Below are 24,999 nucleotides of genomic sequence, written 5' to 3' on the forward strand. Positions count from 1 at the left end.
CCCCCGCGCCCGGGCTCGGGCCGTCGCAGCGCCGCCCGGGCGGCGGGCCGCCGCGCCGCCGTCACCCCGCCGGTCGGGATGCCCGCGGCCCACAGGCCCGCGCCCGTCGTCATCTGCGACGTCATTGAGGCTGCCCTGGCCACCCTGGGCTGACCCGCGGGCTCAGCGGATGGGGCGGCCGCGGGCGGCCACCGCCATCAGTCCCGGGCGAAGTGCTCGAAGAAGCGGGCGATGATCCGGCCCGCCACGTGCTCCCCGCCGCGCACGACGCGCAGGAGCTCGTCGGCATGCCCGGGATGCCCGTAGCCGGCGTCGCTGTAGACGCTCATGCGCTGGGCGAAGCGGTCGGCGTCGAGCTCGGGATTGAACTGGGTGCCGTAGACCGAGGAGCCCACCCGGAGCATCTGCACGGGGCAATCGGGGGAGGAGGCGAGCAGCGTGGCGCGCTCGGGCACGCCCACGGCGCCCTCATGGTGGCCCACGAGCACGGTGAAGGAGGGCGGCATGCCTTCCAGGAGCGGGTCGTGGCGCCCCTCCTCGGTGACGAACACCTCCGCTGCGCCCAGGGGCTCGCCGAACTCGGCCGACGTGGTCGTGCCCAGGTAGGAGGCCAGCACCTCCAGGCCGAAACCGGTGGCCAGGACGGGGACCCCCTTGGCCAGGGCGACGGCGAGCAACTCGCTGACCTGCTCCTCGATGTGCAACTGGGAGCGGGTCTTGGAGGCCTCGGGGGTCGAGACGTTGTAGGGGCTTCCGCCGATGACGACGCCGGAGATGTCCTCGGCGTTGAAGGAGCCGAGGAAGTCGACCTCCTCGAGGAGCACATGGGTCAGGTCCGCGCGGTCGATCCGGCCCAGGGACAGGAAGGACTCGTACTCGTCCTCGGCAGCGCTGATCTCGGGACGCGTCGACACCATGATGAAGGGCTTCATGCGGCCCACCCTAGGGCAGGCCTCGCTACGGGCAGATGTCATGGCCGCGACCCGAACGGGCCGGCGCGAGCCCGGTGCTCCGGGCCCCGCCCGCGCCGCCTCCAGTCATCCCCTGACCGCTATGAGGCCCACGAGGAACCACAGCTGCAGGGCGGACGCCGTCGCGCCCACGACGATGGCCAGGCGCGCGAGGGTCCTGCCCGTGCCGTAGGAGCGCCCTAGCCGCCGGAGCGCCCAGGCTCCGAGACCCGCGGCGACCAGCCCCAGCAGGGGGATGAAGGAGAGGATTGCGCACAGGAGCGCCGCCGTGGCGACGCCGTCGGTGCGCACCGGGGGCGCCTGGTAGCCGGGGCCGGAGAAGATCCGCGCCGGATCAAGGGACTCGGTTCCCGGGAATGGGGGGCGCTGCGGGGTCATGGCAGCATCCTCGCCCCGGCGGGCCGCCTCCCGCATCCTCTCGGCGGAGGAAGCTGCGAGCGCCGGCACGGCCCGACCGGCCGCGGCCCCATTGCGACCGATGCCACCATCGGCGGGTCCCGGCCGCGGTCGGGACCATGCCCCCGGTGCGCCTATGCTGGAGGCCTGGCAGGGTCCTGCCAGGTCCTGTCGCAAGCGAGCGCCCCCGATCCCACGGGAGGCGACGCCGCTGGCCCTTCCTCAACCCGCGACAGGAGAAGCGCAGTGCCCTCAACGCCCCCAACATCCTCATCCCCGCTCTTCCGGGGCTGGTCCCTCCACGGAGACGGACGCTCCATCACCCCCGGCGCCGTCGTCACCGCGTCGCAGCGCCTCTCATGGCCACGCACCATCGGCATCGGCATGCAGCACATCGTCGCGATGTTCGGCGCGACCTTCCTCGTGCCGCTCCTGACCGGATTCGACCCGGCGACGACACTGTTCTTCACCGGGCTGGGGACCCTGCTCTTCCTCGCCGTGACCGCCGGGCGCCTGCCCTCCTACCTGGGCTCATCCTTCGCCCTCATTGCCCCGATCGCCGCCGTCACCGGCTTCGACGCCCAGAGCGGGACTCCTCTTGACCAGGCCAAGGCCTCGCTCGCCCAGGGCGGCATCATCATGGCGGGCGCCTCCCTGATGATCATCGGCGTCATCGTCCACTTCGCGGGCGTGACCTGGATCGACCGCCTCATGCCGCCGATCGTCACCGGTGCCATCGTCTCCCTCATCGGCTTCAACCTGGCCCCCGCCGCCTGGAACAACGTCAAGACCGCCCCGGTGACCGCCGTCGTCACCATCGTGGCGATCCTGCTCATCACCGTCCTGTTCAAGGGGATCATGGGGCGGCTGGCGATCCTGCTGGGCGTGCTCGTGGGCTACGCCACCGCGATGATTCGCGGCGAGGTCGACTACTCCGCCATCGACGCCGCCGGCTGGGTGGGCGCCCCGCACTTCCGGGCGCCGACCTTCGACCTCAGCCTCATGGGACTGTTCGTCCCCGTGGTGCTCGTCCTCATCGCCGAGAACATCGGCCATGTCAAGTCCGTCTCCGCGATGACCGGGGAGAACCTGGACGACCTCACCGGCCGCGCCCTCATCTCCGACGGCCTGTCCACGATCCTGGCCGGTTCCGGCGGCGGCTCGGGAACCACCACCTACGCGGAGAACATCGGCGTCATGGCCGCCACCCGCGTCTACTCCACGGCGGCCTACGTCGTCGCCGCCATTGGCGCTCTGGGCCTGTCGATGCTGCCGAAGTTCGGCGCCCTCATCAACACGATCCCCGCGGGCGTCCTCGGCGGCGCGGCCACGATCCTCTACGGCATGATCGGCATGCTGGGGGTGCGCATCTGGGTGCAGAACCGCGTGGACTTCTCCGACCCGGTCAACCTCAACACCGCCGCCGTCGCGATGGTCGTGGCGATCGCCGACTACACCTGGGTCATCGGCGACATGACCTTCTCCGGGATCGCGCTGGGCTCCGGCGCGGCGATCATCGTCTACCACTGCATGCGAGCCATCTCGAAGGCGCGGGGAACGAACCTTGAGGAGGTCTCGCCCGCCTCCGCGCCCGCGGGCACCGAGCTGGAGGGCCCCGCCTACTCCCGGCGCAGCGTCAAGAAGTAGGGGCGGCCCGCGCCGCCGGTCCGGGCCTCGATGAGAGCGCCCCGGGCCCGTGGCATCGCCGACCTCGCGCCGTCGCCCCGCAGCAGTCCTGCGGGGCGACGGCGCGAGGTCGTTGGGGAGTTTCGCGTGCGGAGCGGCTCAGCGGGCGGTGGCCAAGGGCCTGTCGGGGACGGCTGACGCGCACGCGGACGGCGCCTGGATCTTCTCCCCGGCGGTGAGCTCGCCGATGGCGTCTGGGGACATGAGGCCGGAGTTGTAGTCGGTGCCGATGATCACGGAGACCGAGGTGTCGGTGGGGTCCCGGTTGGTGTCGAGCAGGACGATGACGACGCCTTTGAAGGCGCGCGCCAGGGAGTAGGCATTGGCGAGCCCCGCCTTGGAGGCGGAGATGGCGACGTCGCCGTTGTAGTCGCCGTCGGGCCAGTCGGAGCGCTCCAGGATCGTCATGCCCGACCGCTCCAGGGAGTCGCCGACGATGCTGGCCAGCCCCGCGTTCTGGGTGCCGTTGTAGACCCTGACCTGGATGGTGGTGAGGTCCACCGTGGTCGCCCCGGCGGGCGGGCAGGGCTGGGCGACGGCGGTCGCGGCGGCCTTGGGATCGGCTGAGAAGCCCGGGTTGTAGGAGGGGAGCAGCCCCGTGTACACGCCGATGCTGGTGACCAGGACGATGGCGAGGGCGACCAGCACGCTGCCGATGACGACCTTCTGCCGGTGCTGAAGGTGCCGGCGGTACTCAGATCGGGGGTCCGAAGCGCTCATGCTCCCCAGACTAATGGACCGTTGCGAGGCACGCGGGCCGTTACCCAAGGTGGTGGGCGGTCCGCCACGGCAGCGGGCCCGAGCCGATCAGGACGGCGGGAGCGGGGCCAGGAGCGGGCGCCCCGAATCGTCAAGCTCCAGGATCCTGCCGTGGATGATGGTGCGCCCGTGGAGGGCCGCGCGCAGGGCTCGGTGCAGGCCCGTCTCCAGGTAGAGACTGCCACGCCAGGACACGATATGCGCGAACAGATCCCCGTAGAAGGTGGAGTGCTCATCGAGCAGGTCGCGTAGGTCGAGGGTGGCGCGAGTGGTGATGAGCTGGTCGAGCCGCACTTGGCGGGGAGCGATCGTCGCCCACACGCGCTGCTCCCTCGCCCCGTGATCGGGGTAGGGGGCGGACTCTCCCACGGCCTTGAAGATCACGGCCTCATGCTAACGGTTGATCCGGGGGTGCGCCCCGGCATGATAGGGGCCCGCGTCCCCGAGTGGCGATTCTCGGGGCCGCGGGCCCTTCGTTCGTGAGGCTGCTCGACTTCCCTGGTTCCCATGACAGGAAAGGAGGCAGCCTCCTTCGCCGAAACGACCCGCGCAGGCTCCCTAGGACCCTTGCCGGTCTCGATGCTCTCGGGTCATCGGGTTCCCCAACCCTCGCGTCGCGCATCGTCCGACGGTGGATTCATTGAACCTATGTCACCTGAAAGAAACCTGAAGGCGCGCTTAGGCTCGGCTGGGTCATCCGCGGCGCAACCCAGTCCCGGGTTCATCGAGTGGCGGGCGTCACTGAGGGCGAGAGGGAATAGCTCGCGAACCTCCAGGGTTGAGTCAGTCAGGCTCAAGGTGGCCGGTTGGGAAGTTGACAACGACTGACTCAATCACAATCCTTGAGCGCATACGACTCAACCAGGGGCTCACGGCCCGCGACCCCACGAGCATCAAGGAGCGCCACATGGCACGCGCCGTCGGAATCGACCTCGGAACCACCAACTCCGCCATCGCCGTCCTGGAGGGCGGCGAGCCCACCATCATCCCCAACGCCGAGGGCGGCCGCACCACGCCCTCCGTCGTCGCCTTCTCCAAGTCCGGCGAGGTCCTCGTCGGCGAGGTGGCCAAGCGCCAGGCGGTCACCAACGTCGACCGCACCATCTCCTCGGTCAAGCGCCACATGGGCACTGACTGGACCGTCGACATCGACGACAAGAAGTACACCGCCCAGGAGATCAGCGCCCGCATCCTGGCCAAGCTCAAGGCCGACGCCGAGGCCTACCTCGGCGAGAGCGTCACCAACGCTGTCATCACCGTCCCGGCCTACTTCAACGACGCCGAGCGCCAGGCCACCAAGGAGGCCGGCACCATCGCGGGCCTGACCGTCGACCGCATCGTCAACGAGCCCACCGCCGCGGCTCTCGCCTACGGCCTGGACAAGGGCAAGGAGGACGAGCTCATCCTCGTCTTCGACCTGGGCGGCGGCACCTTCGACGTCTCCCTGCTGGAGGTCGGCAAGGACGATGACGGCTTCTCCACCATCCAGGTGCGCGCCACCAACGGCGACAACCGCCTGGGCGGCGACGACTGGGACGCCCGCATCGTCGAGTGGCTCGTCAAGCGCGTCAAGGACTCCTCCGGCGTCGACCTGTCCAAGGACAAGATCGCCATGCAGCGCCTCAAGGACGCCGCCGAGCAGGCCAAGAAGGAGCTCTCCAGTGCGATGAGCACCAACATCAACCTGCAGTACCTGTCCATGAGCGAGGCCGGCCCGATCCACCTCGATGAGAAGCTCAGCCGCGCCCAGTTCGAGTCCATGACCGCGGACCTGCTTGAGCGCACCAAGCTGCCCTTCCACAACGTCATCAAGGACGCGGGCGTCGCCCTGTCCGAGATCGACCACGTCGTCCTCGTCGGTGGCTCCACCCGCATGCCCGCCGTCACCGACGTCGTGCGCGAGCTCACCGGCGGCAAGGAGCCCAACAAGGGCGTCAACCCGGATGAGGTCGTGGCCGTGGGCGCCTCCCTGCAGGCCGGCGTCATCCAGGGCGACCGCAAGGACGTCCTTCTTATCGACGTCACCCCGCTCAGCCTCGGCATCGAGACCAAGGGCGGCGTCATGACCAAGCTCATCGAGCGCAACACGGCCATCCCGACCAAGCGCAGCGAGGTCTTCTCCACCGCTGAGGACAACCAGCCTTCCGTGCTCATCCAGGTCTACCAGGGCGAGCGCGAGTTCGCGCGGGACAACAAGCCGCTGGGCACCTTCGAGCTCACCGGCATCGCCCCGGCCCCCCGCGGCATCCCGCAGATCGAGGTCTCCTTCGACATCGACGCCAACGGCATCGTCCACGTCTCCGCCAAGGACCGCGGCACCGGCAAGGAGCAGTCCATGACCATCTCCGGCGGCTCCGCGCTGCCCAAGGAGGACATCGACCGCATGGTCAAGGACGCCGAGGCCCACGCCGCCGAGGACAAGAAGCGCCGCGAGGAGGCCGAGACCCGCAACCTCGCCGAGCAGCAGGCCTACTCCATCGAGAAGCTCTTGAACGACAACAAGGACAAGCTGCCCGCCGAGGTCCACGACGAGGTCAAGACCGCCGTTGACGACCTCAAGAAGGCCCTGGAGGGCACCGACGCCGAGGCGATCAAGACCGCCCAGGAGAAGCTGTCCAGCGTCTCTCAGAAGATCGGCGAGGCCCTCTACGCCTCCGAGCAGGCGGCCCAGGCCGCCGGCTCCGCGGCGGGTGGGGAGTCCGCCGCCGGGGACGCCGGTGCCGCGGCCGGTGACGAGGACATCGTCGACGCCGAGATCGTCGACGACGAGGAGTCCAAGTGAGCGCCGGCCCTAGCGCTCCCCAGGGCGACGGCGCGGACCGCGAGCCCATCGACCCGAGCCTCGCCGAGGCGGTCGAGTCCGTCTTCGACGGCGTCGACCTCGACGCCGCGCCGGACGGCGCCCCGGGCGGCGCCGCCCAGGCGGCGGGCGATGACGACCGGGCCGGGCTCCACGAGCGGGAGGAGGGGCAGCCCGATCCCCTGGCCGAGGCGCGGGCCGAGTCCGCCCGCCTGACCGACGAGCTCGCCCGCGCCCGCGCGGACCTGTACAACCTCCAGCAGGAGTACCAGGGCTTCGTGCGCCGCTCCCGCGAATCGGTGGCGGGTCATCAGGAGGCCGGCGCCGCCGGCGTCGTCGAGGCCATCATCCCGGTCCTCGACGAGGCCGAGCTCGCCCGCCAGCACGGCGACCTCACCGGTCCCTTCGAGACCACGGTCACCAAGCTCGAGACGATCCTGGCGGACAAGTTCGCCCTGGAGCGCTTCGGCGCCGCGGGAGAGGCCTTCGACCCCACCATCCACGAGGCGCTCATGGCTACCGAGTCTGACGAGGTCAGCGAGCCGACGATCGCCCTCGTCCTCCAGCCCGGCTACCGCCTCGGCGAACGGGTCGTGCGGCCCGCCCGCGTGCAGGTGTCCAACCCGGCCTGACCCAGCGGCGCTGGTCAGGAGTGGTGGCGCGGGCCCGTCCCGGATGGGCCCGCGCCACCGGCCCCCGCTCGCCCCACCGGGCGGCGCGCGGCCACAAGGAATGAACCAACGATCACCCCAGTGAGGAGGAGGTGACCCATGGCCAGCCAGGACTGGATGACCAAGGACTTCTACGCGGTCCTCGGCGTCGCCAAGGACGCCGACTCCGCGACCATCAAGAAGGCGTACCGCAAGCTCGCCAAGCAGTACCACCCCGATCGCAACCCCGACGACGCCGTCGCCGCCGAGCGCTTCAAGGAGGTCGGTGAGGCCTACGCGGTCCTGTCCGACGCCAAGGAGCGCGAGCAGTACGACGCCATTCGCAACATGACCGGCGGCGGTGCCCGGTTCACCGCCGGGGGCGCCGGCGGCGGGGGAGGCTTCGAGGACATCCTGTCCTCCATGTTCGGCGGGGGCGGCAACGTCCGCTTCTCCACCGGCGGCGCGGGCAGCGGCGCCGAGCCCGACCTCGATGAGCTCTTGCGCATGTTCGGCGGCACGCCCAGCCCCACCCGGAGGAACGGCCGCCCCGGCGCCTTCAACTTCGGGGGATTCGGGGGCTTCGGCGGCGCGCCGGAGGCCACCAAGGGCCCCGACGTCATCACCAGCGCGACGCTGTCCCTGCGCGACGCCGTGGCCGGCACCACCGTCGAGCTCACCGCGGACAAGCGCACCATGACCGTGCGCATCCCCGCCGGCGTCCACGACGGGCAGAGGATCCGCCTGGCCGGCAAGGGCCGCCCCGGCAACCACGGAGGCCCCAATGGGGACATGATCGTCACGATCTCCGTGGCCAAGCACCCCGTCTACTCCATCGACGGCGCCAACCTGCGCATGAGCCTGCCCGTCTCGCTGGCCGAGGCCGCGCTCGGCGCCGACGTCGAGGTCCCGCTCCTGGACGGGGGCGCCAAGAAGGTCCGCATCAAGCCGGGGACCCCCTCGGGGACGGTCATGCGGATCCCCGGCGCGGGCATCGCCACCGCCAAGCGCACGGGCGACCTGCTCGTCACCGTCGAGGTGGCCGTGCCCAAGAAGCTCTCGAAGGCCGCCAAGAAGGCCCTCGAGGACTTCGACGCGGCCATGGGCGGCACTGACCCGCGCGCCACGCTGAGGGAGGAGGCCGCGCGATGAGCGCTCGGCGAGCCTCGCGCGTCACCGGGCAGGGCCTCGGCTTCCTCGCCGACGACGCGGCCGACCGCGCCGTCTACGTCATCTCCGTGGCCGCCGAGCTCGCCGGCATGCACCCCCAGACCCTGCGCCAGTACGACCGCCTCGGCCTCGTGCGCCCCGCCCGGACGCCCGGGCGGGGGAGGCGCTACTCCCACCGCGACGTCGAGCAGCTGCGCCGCATCCAGGCGCTGAGCCAGGAGGGCGTCAACCTGGAGGGCATCGCCCGCATCCTCGCCCTTGAGGCCCGCCTGGAGGACCTGGAGGACGAGAACCGCCTGCTGCGGCTGCGCCATGCGGCGGTCCAGCGGATCTTCGCCGCCGCCGCCGACGGCGAGGTCCAGGTCCTCGCCGCCGGCCGCCGGTTCCCGGGGGCCACGGGCCGCCCCGGCACGCAGGCCTGAGCCGCTCAGCGCTGCGGCTCGGTCCGCGCCTCCTCGCCGGGAATCTCCAGAATGGCCGTCATCCCACCCGTGGGGTTCGCACTCAGGCTCAACTGGCCGCCGTGGGCGGTGGCCAGCGCGGTGACGATGGCCAGCCCCAGGCCATGCCCCGAGCCCCGGGTGCGGCCCCGGCCCTCGCCGCGCACGAAGGGCTCGCGCAGGGACTCGACGCTCTCGGGCGGTACCTGGGCCCCGTCGTTGCGGATCGTCAGCCGCACGCCGTCGGCCAGGTGCGCCATCCCCACCGTGATGCGCCCGCCGTCGTTGTTATAACGCACGGCGTTGCGCAGCAGGTTGGTCACCCCCTGGCGCAGCAGCACCGGGTCGCCGGGGACCCGGGCGGGCAGCAGGTGGGTGGACAGCCTCAGCCCGCGCTCGGCGATCTGCGGGGCGAGGAGCCCCAGGGCGTCGCGGACCGTCGCCTCCATGTCCACGTCCTCGCGGGCGAGCCTGCCCGACTGGGCGTCCGCCAGGTCCAGCAGGGCGTCGATCGTCTCCCGGTGAGAGCAGTTAGCCTCCAGCACGCGGCCCAGGACCCGGCGCAGGTCCTCGGCTGAGGCGCTCGGGTCGGACAACGCCACCTCGATCATGGTCTGAGTCGTCGCCAGGGGCGTGCGCAGCTCGTGCGAGGCGTTGGCGGCGAAGCGCCGCTGCGCGGAGAAGGACCGTTCCAGGGAGGTCAGCATGTGGTCGAAGGTGTCTGCCAGGTCGTGAATCTCGTCATGCGGCCCGACCAGGGCCAGGCGCTGGCTGAGGTCTCCCGAGGCGGCGAGATTGGCGGCCGTGTTCATCGACGACAGCGGCCGCAGCATCCGCCCCGCCAGGACCCAGCCCACGGTTCCCGAGAGCACCACGAGCAGCGCCAGCACGCCGACGGCCGAATGCATGATGCTGCTGAGCAGCTCGAAGAGGTTCGTGTCGACCTGGGGGGTCGCGGTGGTCTGCGCGGCCGGGGGGCCGGTGACGTCCTTCGTGGGCGCGTTGATATTGATCTGGAGCGCGACGTATCGGGTGTAGATGTAGACGACGGCGATAAGCGCCGCGCCGGCCGCCATCACCAGGCCGGAGTAGGTCAGCGTCAGGCGGGTGCGGATGCTCAGCCGCTTGGGGCGACGCGAGCGCTTCCTCCCGCCCGGGGCCGCGGTGGCCCGCTCGGCCGCGCGCCGTCCGTCGCCGGCCACCACCTCCCGTCTAATCATGCGCTGAACCTGTAGCCCGCGCCGGGCACCGTCTGGATGACCCACGGCTTACCGAGCTTGCGGCGCAGGTGGGAGATCGTCACCCGGGTGGAGTTGGTGAAGGGGTCGGCGTTGGCGTCCCACGCCTTCTCCAGAAGCGTCTCGGCGCTGAGGACCCCGCCGTCGGCCTCCATGAGGACCTGGAGGACTGCGAACTCCTTGGGGCTCAGGCGGATGAAGTGCCCCTCCCGGGTGACCTCCCGGCGGAAGGGATCCAGGCGCACCCCGTGCGCCTCGATGATCGGGGTGCGCGCGGGGTGGATGCGCCGCCCCAGGGCCCGCAGCCGCGCCACCAGCTCGGGGAACTCGAAGGGCTTGGTGAGGTAGTCGTCCGCGCCCAACTCGAAGCCGCCCACGCGCGCGTCCAGGGTCCGGGACGCGGTGAGCAGGAGGATGCGGACCTCGGGGTGCTCATTGACCACCCGTCGGCAGACCTCGTCGCCGTGGATGATAGGAAGATCACGATCCAGGACGATGATGTCGTAGTCGTTGGTCGCCACCCGCTCCAGGGCGCTGGCCCCGTCGCCGACGACGTCCACCGCCATCGCCTCACGCCGCAGCCCGGTGGCAATGGCCTCGGCGAGGTACTCCTCATCCTCCACGACGAGCACACGCATTGTCCTGTCTCCTTCGCTGTGGGCTCGGTCGATCTCCCGTCGCAGGGCCTGGCCCGGGGCCCCGGCTGAGGTTATGCCCCTTTGTCTACCCGCTCGCGGCCCGCATTGTCGCCCTGCCCCTGGGGTGACATCGCGTGTTGCGGCAGCGTAAGCGAATCCTTGAACGCCCCGACAACGCCGTCACCGGTTGGCTGCGTCTTGATCGAAGGGGCATCCCCCTGACGCGGCCGAAAGGACCCTTTCCCATGAAGATGAGCCTCAACGCCCGGGGCATCACCTTGGGCCGCGTGATCGTCATCGGCGCTTCGGCCGGGGCGCGCCCGGCCGTTCGAGCCTCCCGCACTCCTCCGACCGCTGCGCTCAACGCGCGGTAGGGGAGGAGCCGGGAAACCCGAGGGGAGGCGATAGAGACGTCCCGGCGAAACCACTGTGAGCCTTCGCGCTGACGACGCCGGACTGCGGTGATGGGCGTCGTGGGCGCACGGGAGAGGGGCTCAGGTGGGCCGGGACCCCGCGAGGGCCCCGCACAACTCAGTGCGGGGCCCTCGTCCCCGGGGCCTTGGCGCTGTGCGGAGCATCATGTCATGACCGCTTGAGGACCTTGTAGTCTGATGCGGTCACCCCAATCAAGGAGATCCCACAATGTCTCAGCCGATGACACCCGGCCAGCCCTACCAGCCGCAGTCCGCGCCTTCCGCGCCCGGCGTCCCCGGTGGGTACCAGGCCCAGTACCAGCAGCCCCAGCCGGCGCAGTACGTCCCTGGCCAGCAGATGCCCGGCCAGCCCGTCCCGGCCAAGCCCGCGGGCAGCTCGATGCTCAGCGCCCTTCTCGACGGCACCACCGACTTCAGCGCCAGGCACAGCAAGCAGATCATGCAGTTCGCAGTGATCGGCGTGATCGTGGCCTGGGCCCTGTGGTTCCTCACCGGCATCATCGACGCCGCCACCGGCGTCGAGTTCGGCTCCGCCTACTCCAAGGCCAAGCTGATCACCGTGTCCTGGTGGGACGCCATCCTCGTGCGCGGCATCGGCGGGGCGGGCCTGTCCCTGGTCTCCCTGCTGACCCTGCGCCTCCTGCTCGACATCGCTCGCAACGGCGCCCGGCGCTGAGCCGCCGCGCCGTGACTGCCCGCTCCGAGGACGGAGGTGCTCCTCCTGCCTCGTCGTGCGCGGCGCGCTGATCGTGAGGGCTGTCGCCTCCCGCATCGCGCGGGGGGCGACAGCCTTCGGTCATCCTCGCGGCGGACCGTCCCCCAGCAGCGTCATTCATCGCGATGACGCCCGATCCCCCGTCCTGGGAGAGAATCCCGTCATGTTCCCTGCCCCCAACACCGCTACCCGAGGAGGACGGTCGTGACCAACCGCGCCCCCAGCGCCGCCCGCCTTCTGTCCCGATACCTGTTCGCCGCGGGACTCGTTTGCCTCCTCTACACCTTCCTCGGCACGGCGCCCGGGATCGGCAGAGCCCTCGGCGGCCTCATCAACTGGCTCATCCCCGTTCCCAACGTCGACTGGCTCTCAGGCGTCATCCTCCTGCTCCTGGCCTCCGGCATCGCCAGGCGCAAGCGCGCGGCGTGGATCATCATGGTCATCGGCGTGGTATTCAGCCTGCTCGTCTTCACCAGCCTGCTCGCCTCCTTCCACCTGGCCCCGCCCAATGTCGTCTTCACCGAGGAGACCCGATGGGCCCTGGCCATCAACCTGCTCATCCTCATCGCGTTGCTCATCGTCCTGGTGAGCCACCGACGGGATTTCACGGTGCGCTCACCGCGCGGCAACGCTGGGCGGGTCCTCCTCGTGCTCATCGTGAGCATCGCGATCGTCCTCCAGGTGGGGATTCTGGGCGCCTTCTTCTACACGGGGATCGGCATCAACCAGGTCAAGGGATTCCTCCTCGAGCTCGTCAGCGATCCCGATACCCCCTCACCGGTGCCCGAGTTGCTCTTCGCGCTCGTCGGCCTGGGCCTCGCCCTCAGCTTCCTGATGGCCTTCGCTGTCATGCTGCGATCCCAGCGCAGCGAGGCGCGCCTGAGCGTCGACGAGGAGACCCGCGTGCGCGAGCTCCTGGCCGCCAGCCCGAACGACTCCCTCGGCTACTTCGCCACCCGGCGGGACAAGTCCGCGTTCCTCACCGAGCACGGCGGCGTCGTCTACCGGGTGGGCCTGGGCGTTGCCCTCGCCTCCGGCGACCCACTGGGCGATCCCGCCGGCTGGCCGGCCTCCGCCCTGGCCTTCAAGCGCCATGCCGAGTCCTACGGCTGGGTGCCCGCCGTCATCGGGGCCTCCGAGGCCGGCGCCCGGGCCTACGCCGAGGCCGGCCTGCGCGCCCTGCGCCTGGGCGACGAGGCCATCCTGTCCACCGCCTCCTTCGGCATCAACAACCTTCCCGAGGTGCGCCGCGCCGTCCTGAAGCTCACCGAACTCGGCTACACCACCCGCATCCGGCGCCACGCCTCGATCCCCACCGCGGAGTTGGAGCAGTTGTCCCGCCTGGCCGGTCGCTGGCTCGACGGCGAGCCCGAGCGCGGCTTCTCCATGGCGCTGGGCCGCTTCGCCGATCCCTCCGACGGCGAGTGCATCATGGTGGAGGCCCTCTTCCCCGAGGGCGATGAGCGCGGGAAGATCGCCGGACTGCTCTCCTTCGCCCCCTGGGGCGCCGACGGCGTCAGCCTCGACGTCATGCGGCGCCATCCCCAGGTGGACAACGGCGTCACCGAGTTCATGGTCGCCGCGCTTATGAACGACGGCCGCGAGCTCGGCATCCACCGCGTCTCCCTCAACTTCGCCGTCTTCCGCTCGGCCTTCACCGAGGGCTCCCGGATCGGCGCCGGACCCATCCAGCGGCTGTGGCGGCGCGTCCTCCTGCTCGCCTCGCACTGGTGGCAGCTTGAGGCTCTCTACCGCTCCAATGCCAAGTACGACCCGGAATGGGTGCCGCGCCTCATCTGCTACCCCGACCCGAGCGACTTCACCCGGGTCGCCGCGGCCATGGGTGTCGCGGAGGGCTTCGTCAACGCGCCCCGATGGCTCTGCCCCATCCCGGACCAGGACCAGCGCAGCGCTCAGGAGTCCGCCGCGCTCCTGGCCGTCACCGCCGGATCGACGATCGCCCGCCCGGAGCCTAAGCGCTCCGACCAGCTCATCGCCCGCGCCGCTACCCGCGAGGCCATGATCGCCGATGGCATCGATCCCTACCCCGCGTCGGTGATGGTTGACGCCACCTGTGCCACCGCTGAGGGCGCCTGCTCCGTGGCCGGGCGCGTGCTGACGATCCGCGATCACGGCGGCGTCATCTTCGCCACGCTGCGCGACGCCAGCGGTGATCTCCAGATCATCCTCGAGGCCGGGCGCGCCGGGGCCGAGTCCCTTGCCTCCTTCCGGCGCCTGGTGAGCAGCGGGGACCAGATCGCCGTCGTCGGCGAGATCGGAGACTCCCGCACGGGCACGCGCAGCCAGCTCGCCGACTCCTGGATGATGACCTCCAAGGCGCTGCGCCCCCTGCCGGACAAGCGCCACGGCATCCAGAACCCCGAGGCGCGAGTGCGCCTGCGCCACGTGGACCTCATCGTCAACCAGCGCCAGCGGGAGATGGTGCGCTCCCGCTCGGCCGCCATCCAGGCCGTGCGCTCCACCCTTCTGGGGCGCGACTACCTGGAGGTCGAGACCCCGATCCTCCAGCCCGTCCACGGCGGCGCCAACGCCCGGCCCTTCCGCACCCACATCAACGCCTACGACCTCAACCTCTACCTGCGCATCGCCCCCGAGCTCTACCTCAAGAGGCTCATGGTGGGCGGCCTGGAGCGGGTCTTCGAGATCGGGCGCAACTTCCGCAATGAGGGCGCCGACGCCACCCACAACCCCGAGTTCACGATGCTCGAGGCCTATCAGGCGCACGCCGACTACAACGTCATGAAGGATGTCATGCGGGACATGGTCATCGCGGCCTCCCGGGCCGCGACCGGCTCGACGATCGTGCGGGGGAGCGTGGGCGGCGTCGAGCACGAGATCGACCTCGCCGCGCCCTGGCGCACCGTGACGATCGCCGAGGCCGTCTCCGCGGCGCTCGGCGAGGAGATCGGCACCGACACCCCGGTGGCCGCGCTGCGCCGCCACGCGGAGAGCATCGACATGCCCTACGACCCCAAGTGGGGGTGGGGGACGATGATGCAGGAGCTCTACGAGCACCTGGCTGAGGGCACGACGGTGGAGCCGACCTTCTTCGCCGACTTCCCGGCCGACACTTCACCGCTGACCCGCCAGCATCGGCGCGACGCCCGCCTGGCCGAGCGCTGGGACCTCATCATCTTCGGCTCGGAGGTCGGCACCGCCTACTCCGAGCTCGTCGACCCCGTCATCCAGCGGGAGCGGCTCACCGCCCAGTCCCTGGCTGCCGCAGGAGGGGACCTGGAGGCCATGGAGCTCGATGAGGCCTTCCTCGCCGCGCTGGAGCAGGGCATGCCGCCCTCGGGAGGCCTGGGCATGGGCCTGGACCGCCTCGTCATGATGCTCACCGGCGCCTCCATCCGCGAGACCATCGCCTTCCCGCTGGTGAGGCCGGGCCGGTGAGGCGCTGGTTCCTGGCGGTCGGATCCGTCGTCCTCTACAACAGTTGGCTGGCATGGCCCCTCAACGGCCGCCCCGACGCCCTCCTGGGGTACGTCTCCGAGCTCGCCGCCGATGACCAGCCCTTCGCCTGGTTCTTCCGCGCCGCCGACATCGCCGCCGCCGTCGTCTTTGCGATCACCGGCCTCCTGGGCCGGCGGGGCTGGCAGGCCTGGCTCGGCGCCCGCTGGAGCCGTCGTCTCGGCTTCTCCCTGCTGGTGGTGGCCGTGGGCACGGCCCTTGACATCATCTTCAACCTGCCCTGCGCTGAGAGCTGGGACGACGCCTGCGCCGCCATGCCGAGCATTGAGCGGCACCTGCATGAGGCGGCCTCCGCCATCACCTCGACGGCGGAGGTCGCCATGATCGCCATCGTCGCCCTGGCGCTCGCGGCCCGCGATGGGTGGACCCTGCGGGCACGACAGGCGGCTTGGCTGGCCGGGCTGGTGACAGTGCTGCTGCTCATCAGCGCGGCGGCGCCTTACGCCCTCCCCGGCGCGCAGGGACCCATCCAGGTCGTGCAGATCCTCTTATGCTCGCTTTGGATCGCCTACTTGGCGTGGCGGCTACCTCAGGAGCAGCATGACTGACGCGCAGGATCGGTGGGAGAGCCGGTTCGCCGAGCACACCGTCCACCGCCGCCCGGGCGAGGGGCCCACCGTGGTCCTGCTCAACGGGTGCGGGCTGGCCTCGGTGGCCTGGGACGCCGTCGTCGAGGCCCTGCCCGGGCGCGCCATCATCGCCGTCGACCGGCCTGGCCGCTGCGGCACCGTCAATGACGGCCTCCCCGATCTGCGCCAGGAGGCCGGGATCCTCGCCCGCATCATCGGCGACGACGCCCCGGCGATCGTGGTCGCCCACTCCATGGCGGCCTTCCAGGCCGAGGCGCTGGTCCGTCTCCACCCCCGCTCGGCGCGGGGGATCGTGCTCGCCGACCCGGCGGTCGAGGTGAGCGCCCGCTCCGGTCATCTGCGCCGCGCGGGGGCGGCGGGGATAGCCCGCGCGCTGGGCTCGGCGGTCCGGGTCGAGCCGGTGCGGCGCCTCGCGGCGGCCGCGGTCCGCTACGGGATGCGTCATGAGACCTCCCATCCCGAGGTTCTCGACGACGAGTTGTGGCGCGCCTGCCATGACTCCTCTGAGGCGCTGGCGGCCTCGGCTGCCGAGTTCGTCTCCTACGGCGGCCAGGCCGCGGACTTGGCCGCGCTGCGAGCCGAGCAGGCGGCGCCCGCGGCGGTGCCCGCGATCCTCCTGGACGGCAAGCCCTTCCACTCCGCCAGTCAGGAGGAGGCCCTCGCCTCCGCCTTCTCCCATCTGGAGATCCGGCGGTTACCGGGCTCGTGCCACCTCATGATGCTCGACGCTCCCGGGGAGATCGCCCGCGCCGTCGACGACCTCAGCCAGGCCACCGCGTCGTGACGCGGCGGCGCGGTGGGACGCGGCGCGAGGCGCCCGCGCCACCGTCCCCAACGCGCGTGGGGCCCCGCACGCGTGGTGCGGGGCCCCAGGTCGTGGCGGCCGCGCGGCCGCGCTCGTCAGAACGAGCGCGTCACAGCACCGCCGCGCCGCGGGTCGTCACTCGTTGCCGATCTTGGAGTCGGCGGCCTCGACGGCGGAGTCGATCTTCTCGTCGAACTTGCCGCCGGTGACCTTCTTGGCGGCGCCAGCGGCGGCGCCAAGGACCTTGTCGCTGACGGCCTCGGCCTTGTCGCTCTTGAGGGCGTCGCCGGCCTTGTGGGCGAGGTCGCCCGCCTTGCCAGCGAGGTCGCCGGCCTTGTCCTTGAGGTCATCGATTCCCATGATGTGCTCCCTTCCTCGGGGGACGCAGCGCCGGGCGGCGCGGCGTCTGACCTGATGGAATCAGACACAGTCCCATCGGGCAAGCCGACGAGTTCCTCGCCCTGTCACGGGAAGCGCGAGGAGGTGGCTGGGCCCGACCGGTGCCGCGGCTCGCCCAGGGCGCTCGGAATCACCCGGGATCACCACTGCCAGGTGGGCCGCGGCGCCTCCCCGGCGGCGACGGCCAGGCGCAGGGCCCCACGGACGGCGCGGGGGAGCAGTGAGTGGACGAGCCGGTAGGAGTCCTCGACGAGCTCGTGGGCGGTGGTGGCGTCGTATCCCGGCGCGGTGAGGTCGATGCTCACCCAGTGCTTCTTCGCCTGGTGGAATCCGGGCTCCGTCCAGGGGATCGAGCGGCGCACAGCGACGGCGTCCTCCGGATCGAGCTTGACGTTGACGATGAGTCGGCCGTCGGTGTGGGTCAGGAGCAGCGCGAAGAGCCGAGGCCCGATGCTCGCCACGCTCGTGTCCCACTCGGGCTTGTGCCCCACCCATGCCCCGGGGAGCGTGGCGGCGTAGTCGAGCAATTCCGAGGCCCGGTCGAGGGCCGGTTCGGCGGATGTCATGGCAGAAGGCTACGTCTCTGGCGCCGGCGCTCACCGGTGCGCTCCGCCCCCCACCGGTGCGCTGCGCTCCGAGTGGTGCGGGCAGAACGCGCCTGTCGGAGCGAAACGCGCCAGTCGATGAGCGCCGGGCGCGAGCGCTCAGCGGATCGAGGCGATGACGCTCTGAGTCAACTCCTTGCTCTGCGCCTCTGTGAAGGCTACGGTTGTGAGCGTCGCGTACCCTCCTGAGCTGGTCTTGGGCGTGATGAGGGCGCCGTAAATGGTGATCCCATCCTGATTGACCGTGAAATACGCCATGGCGCCATCGCCGTTGGGGGTCGTGAACTTCTCGTATGAGGAGAAGGTCGTGCCCGGCTGCTGGGAGAGGGCCGCCTTGAGCAGGTCCTCGCTCAGGGCGCTGCTCAACGACTCGACGTCTTTGTGGAGCTGCACCTGCTTGAGCCCCGAACCGCTGTAGGCGTAGGCGTCAAGGTCGGAGGTGATGTCGGCAGTGAGAATGCCGCCCGGGTCGGGGGCTCCGCCAACCCCGGTGGTCCAGTTCTTGGGGACCGAGAAGGTCAAGCCCGTGGCCGGGCCGGTGACCTCCTGTGAGCCCGCCGCCGCGCCCGGGGTCGATGACGGCGCTGGCGACTCCGAGGGGCGCTTGGCGCGGGTGGCCGCGTCGGCGGACTCGGGGTGGGCGCTCGTTCCCTGGGCGGTTGCGGTGGCGTTGGCGGCGTCGTCGTCGCCGCGCAGGAGGAGGAAGGCGCCGACGCCGCTGGCGATGAGGCCGATGACGACGGCGCTGACGATGCCCACGATGAGCCCGGTGCTCTTCTGGGGCTGGTGGGGGCCCTGGTTGGGGCCGCCATAGCCGAAGGCGGGGTCGACGGGCTGGAAGGAGCCTTGGGGTCCCGTCTGGGCCCCGATGTGGGAGGAAGGGGTGAGCCCGGGCTGGTAGCCGGAGCCGTAGCCCGCCTGGGGATGGCCCGGGTGGGTCTGGCCGTGCCATGGGTAGGCCTGGGTGGGCTGCTGCGAGGCGGGCGAGGCGGGCTGGCCGGGGTGTTGCCCCGGATACTGACCGGGGTATTGCCCATTCGGAGGGTACTGGGACATGTGTTGATCCTAGGGGGTTCGGGGGACTAAGAGCGGCGCCGAAGGCCGCCTGAGGCTGGGGGCGCTGGCGGGGTGGTGGTGTCGAGGGGATGATCCGCCCCGGCGAGCCGAAGGGGCGCGCCGGGGCGGGTCTCCTCAGCGGGAGAAGGGATCAAGGATGGGGCGTCACTTGACGCTGCTGGTCACCTGGGTGACGAGCTCGTTGACCGTGGAGGCCTCGGTGGCGTTGATGGTGATGACCGCGTAGTCGCCGTCGGAGGCGGGGGCGAAGACGACGGCCCCGTAGGCCGTGCCATCCTTCACCGTGACGCCGTAGTGGACCACGGTGGCCTCACCATTGGTGGTGCTGACCTTCTCGTACTTCGTCATACTGCTCGCGCCGGTTACCTTGGCGAATTGAGCCGCGCTCATCTCGTCCGCTGGCACCTGTGACCCGGGGAGGGTCTGACGGGCGACGAGGATGCTGTCGGTGAAGGGGGTGCTGCCGATCTCCTTGACCTCTGTGCTCGAGACAAGCAGGTCAACCTGCTTCAAGTTGGCCTTGTAGATTGCCGGGTCCTGGCCAACCGCCTTCGCGGCCGCGCTCAGGGTGTTCTCATCCAGGTTGGACGGGTCGGAGAGGACCATCCAGTTACTGGGGGCGAGGAAGGTGACGCCGGCGGTTGAGGCGGTCACCTCCTGGCCGTCGGCCGAGGCGGCCGGGGCGGCCGAACTGGAGCCGGCCATCGCGTCGGCTGAAGCCATCGCGGTGGCGGTCGTGGCAGTTGCGGAACTGGTGGGGCTGGCGTCCTCGGACTTGTCGGAGGAGCATGCCGCGAGCGGGAGCGTCAGTGCGAGCGCCGCGACGGTGGCCAGGGGACGGGTCATCTTCATGAAGATCTCCTCAGGGTAACGACGTGCGGTCACCTTATCCCGGGCCGCGCTGTTCCCGTCCCGCCGTCTTGAGGCGCGGACCTGGGAAGATCTCCCCATCGAGGAAGAGGCGCCCCGGCGCGCGCGAAAGTTGAGTGGAATAGACTCAACTCGTCGGCGGTTGAGGTGCTCGGAGAAAGCGGCCCGCGTCACGGCCCCTCCCGGGCCCCTCCCGCCCGGACTCGCCCACCAGGCATGACACCCCAAGGAGAACCGCATGGACACCAACTACACCACTCGCTCCCAGGAGGCGATCTCCGGGGCGATGCAGGCGGCGGCCGCCGCTGGCAACCCCCAGGTGGACACGGCCCACCTGCTCGCCGAACTCCTTGGCTCTGAGGACTCCACGGCTCTGGCCCTGCTCACCGCCGTCGACTCGGATCCTGCCCGGCGACAGCGCATCGGCGCGGCCTGCCGCCGCGTCCTCACCTCCCTGCCCGCTTCCTCGGGCTCCACCGTCTCCCAGCCCCAGCCCTCGAGGGCGCTCCTCGCCGCCCTTGAGACCGCCGCTGGCGAGGCCAAGACCGCCGGGGACGATTACATCTCCGCCGAGATGCTCCTCATCGGATTGGCGGCGGGCGCCTCCGGCGACCCCGTTGCCTCGCTCCTGCGCGCCGAGGGCGCCACGCCCGACGCCCTGCGCGCCGCCCTGCCCGCCCTGCGCGGCGGCGCCCGCGTCACCTCCCCCAATCCCGAGGGCACCTACAAGACGCTGGAGAAATACGGCTCCGACCTGACCGAGGCCGCCCGCGAGGGCAAGCTCGACCCCGTCATCGGCCGTGACGCCGAGATCCGCCGCCTCGTGCAGGTCCTGTCCCGGCGCACCAAGAACAACCCTGTCCTCATCGGCGAGCCCGGCGTGGGCAAGACCGCCGTCGTCGAGGGCCTCGCCCAGCGCATCGTCGCCGGCGACGTCCCCGACTCGCTGCGCGGCAAGCGCCTCATCTCCCTCGACCTGGCAGGGATGGTCGCCGGTGCCAAGTACCGCGGCGAGTTCGAGGAGCGCCTCAAGGCCGTCCTGGCCGAGATCAAGGACTCCGACGGCGAGGTCGTCACCTTCATCGATGAGCTGCACACTGTCGTGGGAGCGGGCTCGGGCGCTGATTCCTCCATGGACGCCGGAAACATGCTCAAGCCCATGCTCGCCCGCGGTGAGCTTCGGCTCGTCGGCGCCACCACTCTAGACGAGTACCGCGAGCGCATCGAGAAGGACCCCGCCCTTGAGCGCCGCTTCCAGCAGGTCCTCGTCGACGAGCCGAGCGTGGCCGACACCGTCGCGATCCTGCGCGGCATCGCCCCCAAGTACGAGGCCCATCACCAGGTGACGATCTCCGATGGCGCCCTCGTGGCCGCCGCCGCCCTGTCCGACCGCTACATCACCGGCCGCCAGCTGCCCGACAAGGCCATCGACCTCGTTGACGAGGCCGCCTCCCGCCTGCGCATGGAGCTCGACTCCAGTCCCGAGGAGATCGACGCCCTGCGCCGTCGTGTGGACCGCATGCGCATGGAGGAGTCCTACCTCGCCGAGTCCCTCGGGACCGCTGGCGGTGACGGCTCGCCCGCGGGCGGTGGCGCGGATTCCGTCGAGGCTGCCGCTGACCGTGAGCGCCTTGAGCGCCTGCGCGCCGAGCTCGCCGATGCCTCTGAGGAGCTCGCCGGGCTGACCGCTCGCTGGGAGGCTGAGAAGGCCGGCCACAACCGCATCGGCGAGTTGCGCGCCGCTCTCGACGAGCTGCGCACCAAGGCCGACCTCGCCGAGCGCGAGGGCCGTTTCGAGGAGGCCGGCCGCCTGCGCTACGGCGAGATGCCCTCCCTGGAGGAGCAGATCCGCCAGGCCGAGGCCGCCGAGCACGCCGTCGCCGGCCCTGACGGCGTCGCGCGAGACGCCACGGGGGCGGCTGAGCCGATGATCGCCGAGAAGGTCGGCGCCGCTGAGATCGCGGAGGTCGTGGGCTCCTGGACCGGCATCCCCGTGGGGCGCCTGCTCCAAGGCGAGTCCGCCAAGCTCCTCCACATGGAGGGCATCATCGGGGAGAGGCTCATCGGCCAGAAGGCCGCCGTCGCGGCCGTGTGCGATGCCGTGCGGCGCTCGCGCGCCGGGGTGTCCGACCCGGACCGCCCCACCGCCTCCTTCCTGTTCCTGGGCCCCACGGGGGTGGGGAAGACCGAGTTGGCGAAGTCCCTCGCAGACTTCCTCTTCGACGACGAGCGCGCCATCGTGCGCCTCGACATGTCCGAGTACTCCGAGAAGCATTCGGTGGCCCGGCTCGTCGGCGCCCCTCCCGGGTACGTCGGCTACGAGGAGGGCGGTCAGCTCACCGAGGCCGTGCGGCGCCGCCCCTACTCCGTGGTCCTGCTCGACGAGGTGGAGAAGGCCCATCCCGAGGTTTTCGACCTGCTCCTCCAGGTGCTCGATGACGGCCGCCTCACCGATGGGCAGGGGCGCACCGTGGACTTCCGCAACACGATCCTCGTGCTCACCTCCAACCTCGGCTCGCAGTTCCTCATCGATCCTCTGCTCAGCCCCGACGAGAAGCGCGACGAGGTGATGACGCGGGTCCGCGCCCACTTCAAGCCCGAGTTCCTCAACCGGCTCGACGACACCCTCGTCTTCGACCCGCTCACCAAGGAGGAGCTGGGCGGGATCGTGGACATCCAGCTCGCCCGGATGGGGGAGCGCCTGGCGGACCGGCGCCTCACGCTCACCGTCACCGACGCCGCCCGCCAGTGGCTGGCCGACGAGGGATATGACCCCGCCTTCGGGGCGCGGCCCCTGCGCCGCCTCGTTCAGCGGGAGATCGGAGACCGCCTGGCCAGGCTCATCCTGTCCGGTGAGGTGGCTGACGGGCAGGAGGTCGTCGTCGATCTCAGTCTTGACGGCCCGGCCGCCGGCCTGGCCCTGCGCGCCGTGGGCGAGGGGCGCGCGCCAAGCGCGTCAAGCGCCCCAGCGGGGCCGCTCGCATAAGAGCGACACATCACGAGGGCGCGCCCGGGTAGGAAAAACTCGGGCGCGCCCTCGCGCATAGCGCTCGTGGCGCCTCCCCTCGGCCCTGAGAGGAGAGCGGGTGAACGGACACCGGATACCTGTAGGGGTATGGGTGGCGGGCGATCCTGAACGTCAGCCATGTATGTCAGACGACCGTAAGGATGGTGGCATCCCACTAAATTCGGGATTCATATCAGGATGTTATTTTTCCGTAATTATTGACGCAAGAGGCGGTCCTGAAGAACGCGGGCCTCATATGCCCGATTTCACATGCATCGTCCGTGAGGGATGAAAAGGGGGCCCCGCACCTCAGCACGGTGCGGGGCCCCGGTCGGGTACGGGGGCGCGGTCCCTGAATCGCGCGAGTCCCGAACGCCGCGGCATGTCATCGGAGTCCCTGATCTCCTCGTGCCGGGGCGTTTCCCGACGGCGTCATCATATGCGACCCGATCGCCGCGAAGCACATTCGCGTCTCAGAAGCTGGCGCGGAATGGGATCGCGCCGAGCCTCAGTCCGTTCAAAACGGCGGAGAATCGCCAGATCGGGGCCCTGACGCCCATGGGATCACATTTCCGTAACGAGACGTCCGAGCTCGTGGATCCGGTCGGTGAATATGCCTGAGGCGCCCCATGAGAAGAGCTCCTCAGCGCGCTCGGGCGAATTGACCGTCCAGACATTGACCCCGTAGCCCAGGGCGCGGATCTCCTCGACCAGTGCCCTCTCCAGTCCCTCGTCCGCGGGGTTGACCGCCTCAACCCCCAGCATCTCCGCCCGGCTGCGCCAGTCCCCGACCGGCATCCCGGCCTCCATGAGGAGCGCGAGCCGAGTGGCGGGGCGGCGCCGGGCCATCCGCTCCAGGAGCAGCGGGTTGAAGGAAGAGACCACCACCTGGCTGCTCGGCGCGCAGGAGGCCAATCGGTCCAGATGCTCCGCGACGGCGTCGACGAGATCCGCGCAGGCTCGCGCGCCCGCCTCGCAGGGCTTGATCTCCACGTTGACGCTCAGGCCCTCAGCGGCGATCACCCCCAGCGCCTGCCCGAGCGTCGGCAGGGGCTCGCCGGCGTACGGGCGCGAGCCATCCTCGGCGATGAACCACGCCCCGGCGTCGATGCCCTCCAGGTCCTCCCGGGACAGGGCGTAGTAGGGGCCCGTGCGGTCGGTGGTGCGGTCCAAGGTGGAGTCGTGGATGACGACGGGCGTCCCATCGCCGATGACGTCGACGTCGATCTCCACCCAGGAGGCCCCCGCCCGCGCCGCGCGACGGATCGAGGCGAGCGTGTTCTCCGGGGCGAGGGAGGGGGCGCCCCGATGGCCCAGCACGACCCGGGTGCCCGCCGGCACCGGCCGGGGGAGGGGGAGGGGCTCGTAGGGAGGGGCGGGGCTGGGGCGCTCAACGGCCGTCATCGCGCCCCCGGCGCTGATCCGGCGGGGACGCGGCGCCTAGCGGTGGCAGCGCGGTCAGCGCAGCCGGCACTGCCAGCGGGGGCGTTCCACCACTCCTCCCACAGGAGGGTGTGGGGCGTCACCGAGGCCAGGTCGGGCACGGCGATGAGCCCGGGATCGGCGGGGAACGACTTGGCCGCGCCGATCTGGACCACATGGATCCCATTGGCGCGGGCCGAGGCCGCGCCCGTCGCCGAGTCCTCCACGACGACGCACTCCGCGGGGGTCAGGCCGAGTCGCTCGACCGCCGTGGCGTAGGGGAGAGGGTCGGGCTTGGCGCCCGCGCCGTCGTCCCCCGTGACGGTCACAGCGAACACGTCCCCGAGGGCGCGCGCCACGCTCTCGACGATCCGGCGGGGGGAGGCGGACACGATCGCCTGCGCAACCCCGATCTGCGCCAGGGCCGAGGTGATCCGCTCCGCCCCGGGGAGCAGGGGAGGGGCGGCCGCCACGCGCGCCTCGACGTCGTCGGCGATAGCGGCGAAGAGCGCCCCGGCGGCGGGGTCTGTCCAGTCGGGGACGGCTCCCGTCTCCGCCATGAGTCGCCGCACCGTCTCGATGGAGGCTCCGGTGAGGCGCTCCACGATCCTCGGGGTGGGGGTGCCCCCGGCCGCGCGGGTGCGGGCGACGAAGGCCTCATCCCAGAACGGTTGGGAGTTCATGAGAGTGCCATCCATGTCCCACAGGACCGCCCGGATCGTGAAGCCTGGATGGGAGGGAGCAACTGTGATCGCCATCCCGCGAGCGTAGCGCGCGGCGCGCGCCCATGGGGCTTTCCTATGGCATCGTGGGGATGGCAGCATCGATCCGG

Annotated in this window: 22 protein-coding genes; 10 read left to right on the forward strand and 12 right to left on the reverse strand. The window is 70.9% G+C overall.

The annotated features are described in order from the left end of the window. Positions 1-197: 197 nt before the first annotated feature. Both GVV75_RS03660 and GVV75_RS03665 read right to left on the reverse strand, forming a co-directional pair. On the reverse strand, positions 198-932 hold the full coding sequence (locus GVV75_RS03660) for a glutamine amidotransferase-related protein (protein WP_159624119.1): 735 nt from the start codon (positions 930-932) through the stop codon (positions 198-200). 105 nt (positions 933-1,037) lie between these two features. After that, entirely contained in the window at positions 1,038-1,349 is a 312-nt protein-coding gene (locus GVV75_RS03665; protein ID WP_159813522.1) for a DUF4190 domain-containing protein, read from the reverse strand. A 264-nt stretch (positions 1,350-1,613) separates the two neighbouring features. On the opposite strand from GVV75_RS03665, the gene GVV75_RS03670 reads away from it, so the two are divergent. Next, positions 1,614-3,014: a uracil-xanthine permease family protein gene (locus tag GVV75_RS03670; protein ID WP_159522461.1), complete on the forward strand. Its 1,401-nt coding sequence runs from the start codon at positions 1,614-1,616 to the stop codon at positions 3,012-3,014. Between the two features lie 138 nt (positions 3,015-3,152). Here GVV75_RS03670 and GVV75_RS03675 read toward each other — a convergent pair whose 3' ends face one another. After that, positions 3,153-3,773: a LytR C-terminal domain-containing protein gene (locus GVV75_RS03675; protein ID WP_159813524.1), complete on the reverse strand. Its 621-nt coding sequence runs from the start codon at positions 3,771-3,773 to the stop codon at positions 3,153-3,155. Between the two features lie 87 nt (positions 3,774-3,860). Beyond that, entirely contained in the window at positions 3,861-4,196 is a 336-nt protein-coding gene (locus GVV75_RS03680; protein ID WP_159522465.1) for a type II toxin-antitoxin system VapB family antitoxin, read from the reverse strand. A gap of 523 nt (positions 4,197-4,719) precedes the next feature. On the opposite strand from GVV75_RS03680, the gene dnaK reads away from it, so the two are divergent. From dnaK to GVV75_RS03700, 4 genes are all read left to right on the forward strand, one after another. Beyond that, positions 4,720-6,594: a molecular chaperone DnaK gene (gene dnaK, locus GVV75_RS03685; RefSeq protein ID WP_159522467.1), complete on the forward strand. Its 1,875-nt coding sequence runs from the start codon at positions 4,720-4,722 to the stop codon at positions 6,592-6,594. Continuing rightward, the gene (locus GVV75_RS03690; protein WP_159813526.1) at positions 6,591-7,244 is read left to right on the forward strand and encodes a nucleotide exchange factor GrpE; all 654 of its coding nucleotides are present in this window, start codon (positions 6,591-6,593) and stop codon (positions 7,242-7,244) included. Before dnaK ends, GVV75_RS03690 begins: the two co-directional genes overlap by 4 nt. A gap of 138 nt (positions 7,245-7,382) precedes the next feature. Beyond that, positions 7,383-8,414, forward strand: coding sequence for a DnaJ C-terminal domain-containing protein (locus GVV75_RS03695; protein ID WP_159813528.1), 1,032 nt, complete (start codon positions 7,383-7,385; stop codon positions 8,412-8,414). Then, positions 8,411-8,854: a heat shock protein transcriptional repressor HspR gene (locus GVV75_RS03700; RefSeq protein ID WP_159522473.1), complete on the forward strand. Its 444-nt coding sequence runs from the start codon at positions 8,411-8,413 to the stop codon at positions 8,852-8,854. The genes GVV75_RS03695 and GVV75_RS03700 overlap by 4 nt, the downstream gene beginning before the upstream one ends. Before the next feature lie 5 nt (positions 8,855-8,859). Here the strand turns inward: GVV75_RS03700 and GVV75_RS03705 are convergent, their stop codons facing one another. After that, positions 8,860-10,092, reverse strand: a complete 1,233-nt coding sequence (locus GVV75_RS03705) for a sensor histidine kinase (protein ID WP_159813530.1) — start codon at positions 10,090-10,092, stop codon at positions 8,860-8,862. Then, positions 10,089-10,748 carry a response regulator transcription factor gene (locus GVV75_RS03710; protein ID WP_159522477.1) on the reverse strand — a complete coding sequence of 220 codons (660 nt, stop codon included), beginning with the start codon at positions 10,746-10,748 and terminating at the stop codon, positions 10,089-10,091. The genes GVV75_RS03705 and GVV75_RS03710 overlap by 4 nt, the downstream gene beginning before the upstream one ends. A 642-nt stretch (positions 10,749-11,390) precedes the next feature. Between GVV75_RS03710 and GVV75_RS03715 the strand changes: the two genes are divergently transcribed. The 4 genes from GVV75_RS03715 (at position 11,391) to GVV75_RS03730 (ending at position 16,766) form a co-directional block, all read left to right on the forward strand. Then, a complete protein-coding gene (locus GVV75_RS03715) occupies positions 11,391-11,858 on the forward strand; it encodes a hypothetical protein (protein ID WP_159522479.1) in 468 nt (155 codons plus the stop codon). 243 nt (positions 11,859-12,101) lie between these two features. Further along, positions 12,102-15,314 carry a bifunctional lysylphosphatidylglycerol synthetase/lysine--tRNA ligase LysX gene (lysX, locus tag GVV75_RS03720; protein WP_159813532.1) on the forward strand — a complete coding sequence of 1,071 codons (3,213 nt, stop codon included), beginning with the start codon at positions 12,102-12,104 and terminating at the stop codon, positions 15,312-15,314. Continuing rightward, positions 15,311-15,940, forward strand: a complete 630-nt coding sequence (locus tag GVV75_RS03725) for a DUF998 domain-containing protein (RefSeq protein WP_159624096.1) — start codon at positions 15,311-15,313, stop codon at positions 15,938-15,940. The genes lysX and GVV75_RS03725 overlap by 4 nt, the downstream gene beginning before the upstream one ends. Beyond that, entirely contained in the window at positions 15,933-16,766 is an 834-nt protein-coding gene (locus GVV75_RS03730; RefSeq protein WP_159813534.1) for an alpha/beta fold hydrolase, read from the forward strand. The genes GVV75_RS03725 and GVV75_RS03730 overlap by 8 nt, the downstream gene beginning before the upstream one ends. 156 nt (positions 16,767-16,922) lie before the next feature. Here GVV75_RS03730 and GVV75_RS03735 read toward each other — a convergent pair whose 3' ends face one another. The 4 genes from GVV75_RS03735 to GVV75_RS03750 all read right to left on the reverse strand — a co-directional run bounded on the left by GVV75_RS03735 (position 16,923) and on the right by GVV75_RS03750 (position 19,720). Beyond that, positions 16,923-17,147 (reverse strand): Rv0909 family putative TA system antitoxin, encoded by a 225-nt coding sequence (locus GVV75_RS03735; RefSeq protein WP_159522486.1) that lies wholly within the window; start codon positions 17,145-17,147, stop codon positions 16,923-16,925. A 179-nt stretch (positions 17,148-17,326) separates the two neighbouring features. Further along, positions 17,327-17,752, reverse strand: a complete 426-nt coding sequence (locus tag GVV75_RS03740; RefSeq protein WP_159813536.1) for an MmcQ/YjbR family DNA-binding protein — start codon at positions 17,750-17,752, stop codon at positions 17,327-17,329. Positions 17,753-17,890: 138 nt separating this feature from the next. Next, complete coding sequence (locus GVV75_RS03745; protein ID WP_159813538.1) at positions 17,891-18,847, reverse strand: hypothetical protein; 957 nt, start codon at positions 18,845-18,847, stop codon at positions 17,891-17,893. 165 nt (positions 18,848-19,012) lie between these two features. Then, positions 19,013-19,720 (reverse strand): hypothetical protein, encoded by a 708-nt coding sequence (locus tag GVV75_RS03750; RefSeq protein ID WP_159624090.1) that lies wholly within the window; start codon positions 19,718-19,720, stop codon positions 19,013-19,015. 256 nt (positions 19,721-19,976) lie between these two features. On the opposite strand from GVV75_RS03750, the gene GVV75_RS03755 reads away from it, so the two are divergent. Then, positions 19,977-22,724: an ATP-dependent Clp protease ATP-binding subunit gene (locus tag GVV75_RS03755; RefSeq protein WP_159813540.1), complete on the forward strand. Its 2,748-nt coding sequence runs from the start codon at positions 19,977-19,979 to the stop codon at positions 22,722-22,724. Between the two features lie 585 nt (positions 22,725-23,309). Here the strand turns inward: GVV75_RS03755 and GVV75_RS03760 are convergent. Further along, positions 23,310-24,149 carry a glycerophosphodiester phosphodiesterase family protein gene (locus GVV75_RS03760; protein ID WP_201288697.1) on the reverse strand — a complete coding sequence of 280 codons (840 nt, stop codon included), beginning with the start codon at positions 24,147-24,149 and terminating at the stop codon, positions 23,310-23,312. After that, on the reverse strand, positions 24,146-24,925 hold the full coding sequence (locus tag GVV75_RS03765; protein ID WP_159813542.1) for an HAD family hydrolase: 780 nt from the start codon (positions 24,923-24,925) through the stop codon (positions 24,146-24,148). Before GVV75_RS03765 ends, GVV75_RS03760 begins: the two co-directional genes overlap by 4 nt. Positions 24,926-24,999 lie beyond the last annotated feature (74 nt).

The organism is Actinomyces sp. zg328 (genome assembly GCF_009829635.1).
GTDB classification, from domain to species: Bacteria; Actinomycetota; Actinomycetes; order Actinomycetales; family Actinomycetaceae; genus Actinomyces; species Actinomyces marmotae.

What these genes read in the sequence shown, in the direction of transcription:
- GVV75_RS03665 (WP_159813522.1), bottom strand. Translation starts at nt 1,349, where the DNA reads ATGACCCCGCAGCGCCCCCCATTCCCGGGAACCGAGTCCCTTGATCCG.
- GVV75_RS03695 (WP_159813528.1), top strand. Translation starts at nt 7,383, where the DNA reads ATGGCCAGCCAGGACTGGATGACCAAGGACTTCTACGCGGTCCTCGGC.
- GVV75_RS03660 (WP_159624119.1), bottom strand. Translation starts at nt 932, where the DNA reads ATGAAGCCCTTCATCATGGTGTCGACGCGTCCCGAGATCAGCGCTGCC.
- GVV75_RS03735 (WP_159522486.1), bottom strand. Translation starts at nt 17,147, where the DNA reads ATGGGAATCGATGACCTCAAGGACAAGGCCGGCGACCTCGCTGGCAAG.
- GVV75_RS03745 (WP_159813538.1), bottom strand. Translation starts at nt 18,847, where the DNA reads ATGTCCCAGTACCCTCCGAATGGGCAATACCCCGGTCAGTATCCGGGG.
- GVV75_RS03765 (WP_159813542.1), bottom strand. Translation starts at nt 24,925, where the DNA reads ATGGCGATCACAGTTGCTCCCTCCCATCCAGGCTTCACGATCCGGGCG.
- GVV75_RS03710 (WP_159522477.1), bottom strand. Translation starts at nt 10,748, where the DNA reads ATGCGTGTGCTCGTCGTGGAGGATGAGGAGTACCTCGCCGAGGCCATT.
- GVV75_RS03705 (WP_159813530.1), bottom strand. Translation starts at nt 10,092, where the DNA reads ATGATTAGACGGGAGGTGGTGGCCGGCGACGGACGGCGCGCGGCCGAG.
- GVV75_RS03755 (WP_159813540.1), top strand. Translation starts at nt 19,977, where the DNA reads ATGGACACCAACTACACCACTCGCTCCCAGGAGGCGATCTCCGGGGCG.
- GVV75_RS03750 (WP_159624090.1), bottom strand. Translation starts at nt 19,720, where the DNA reads ATGAAGATGACCCGTCCCCTGGCCACCGTCGCGGCGCTCGCACTGACG.
- dnaK (WP_159522467.1), top strand. Translation starts at nt 4,720, where the DNA reads ATGGCACGCGCCGTCGGAATCGACCTCGGAACCACCAACTCCGCCATC.
- GVV75_RS03760 (WP_201288697.1), bottom strand. Translation starts at nt 24,149, where the DNA reads ATGACGGCCGTTGAGCGCCCCAGCCCCGCCCCTCCCTACGAGCCCCTC.
- GVV75_RS03700 (WP_159522473.1), top strand. Translation starts at nt 8,411, where the DNA reads ATGAGCGCTCGGCGAGCCTCGCGCGTCACCGGGCAGGGCCTCGGCTTC.
- GVV75_RS03730 (WP_159813534.1), top strand. Translation starts at nt 15,933, where the DNA reads ATGACTGACGCGCAGGATCGGTGGGAGAGCCGGTTCGCCGAGCACACC.
- GVV75_RS03675 (WP_159813524.1), bottom strand. Translation starts at nt 3,773, where the DNA reads ATGAGCGCTTCGGACCCCCGATCTGAGTACCGCCGGCACCTTCAGCAC.
- GVV75_RS03740 (WP_159813536.1), bottom strand. Translation starts at nt 17,752, where the DNA reads ATGACATCCGCCGAACCGGCCCTCGACCGGGCCTCGGAATTGCTCGAC.
- GVV75_RS03715 (WP_159522479.1), top strand. Translation starts at nt 11,391, where the DNA reads ATGTCTCAGCCGATGACACCCGGCCAGCCCTACCAGCCGCAGTCCGCG.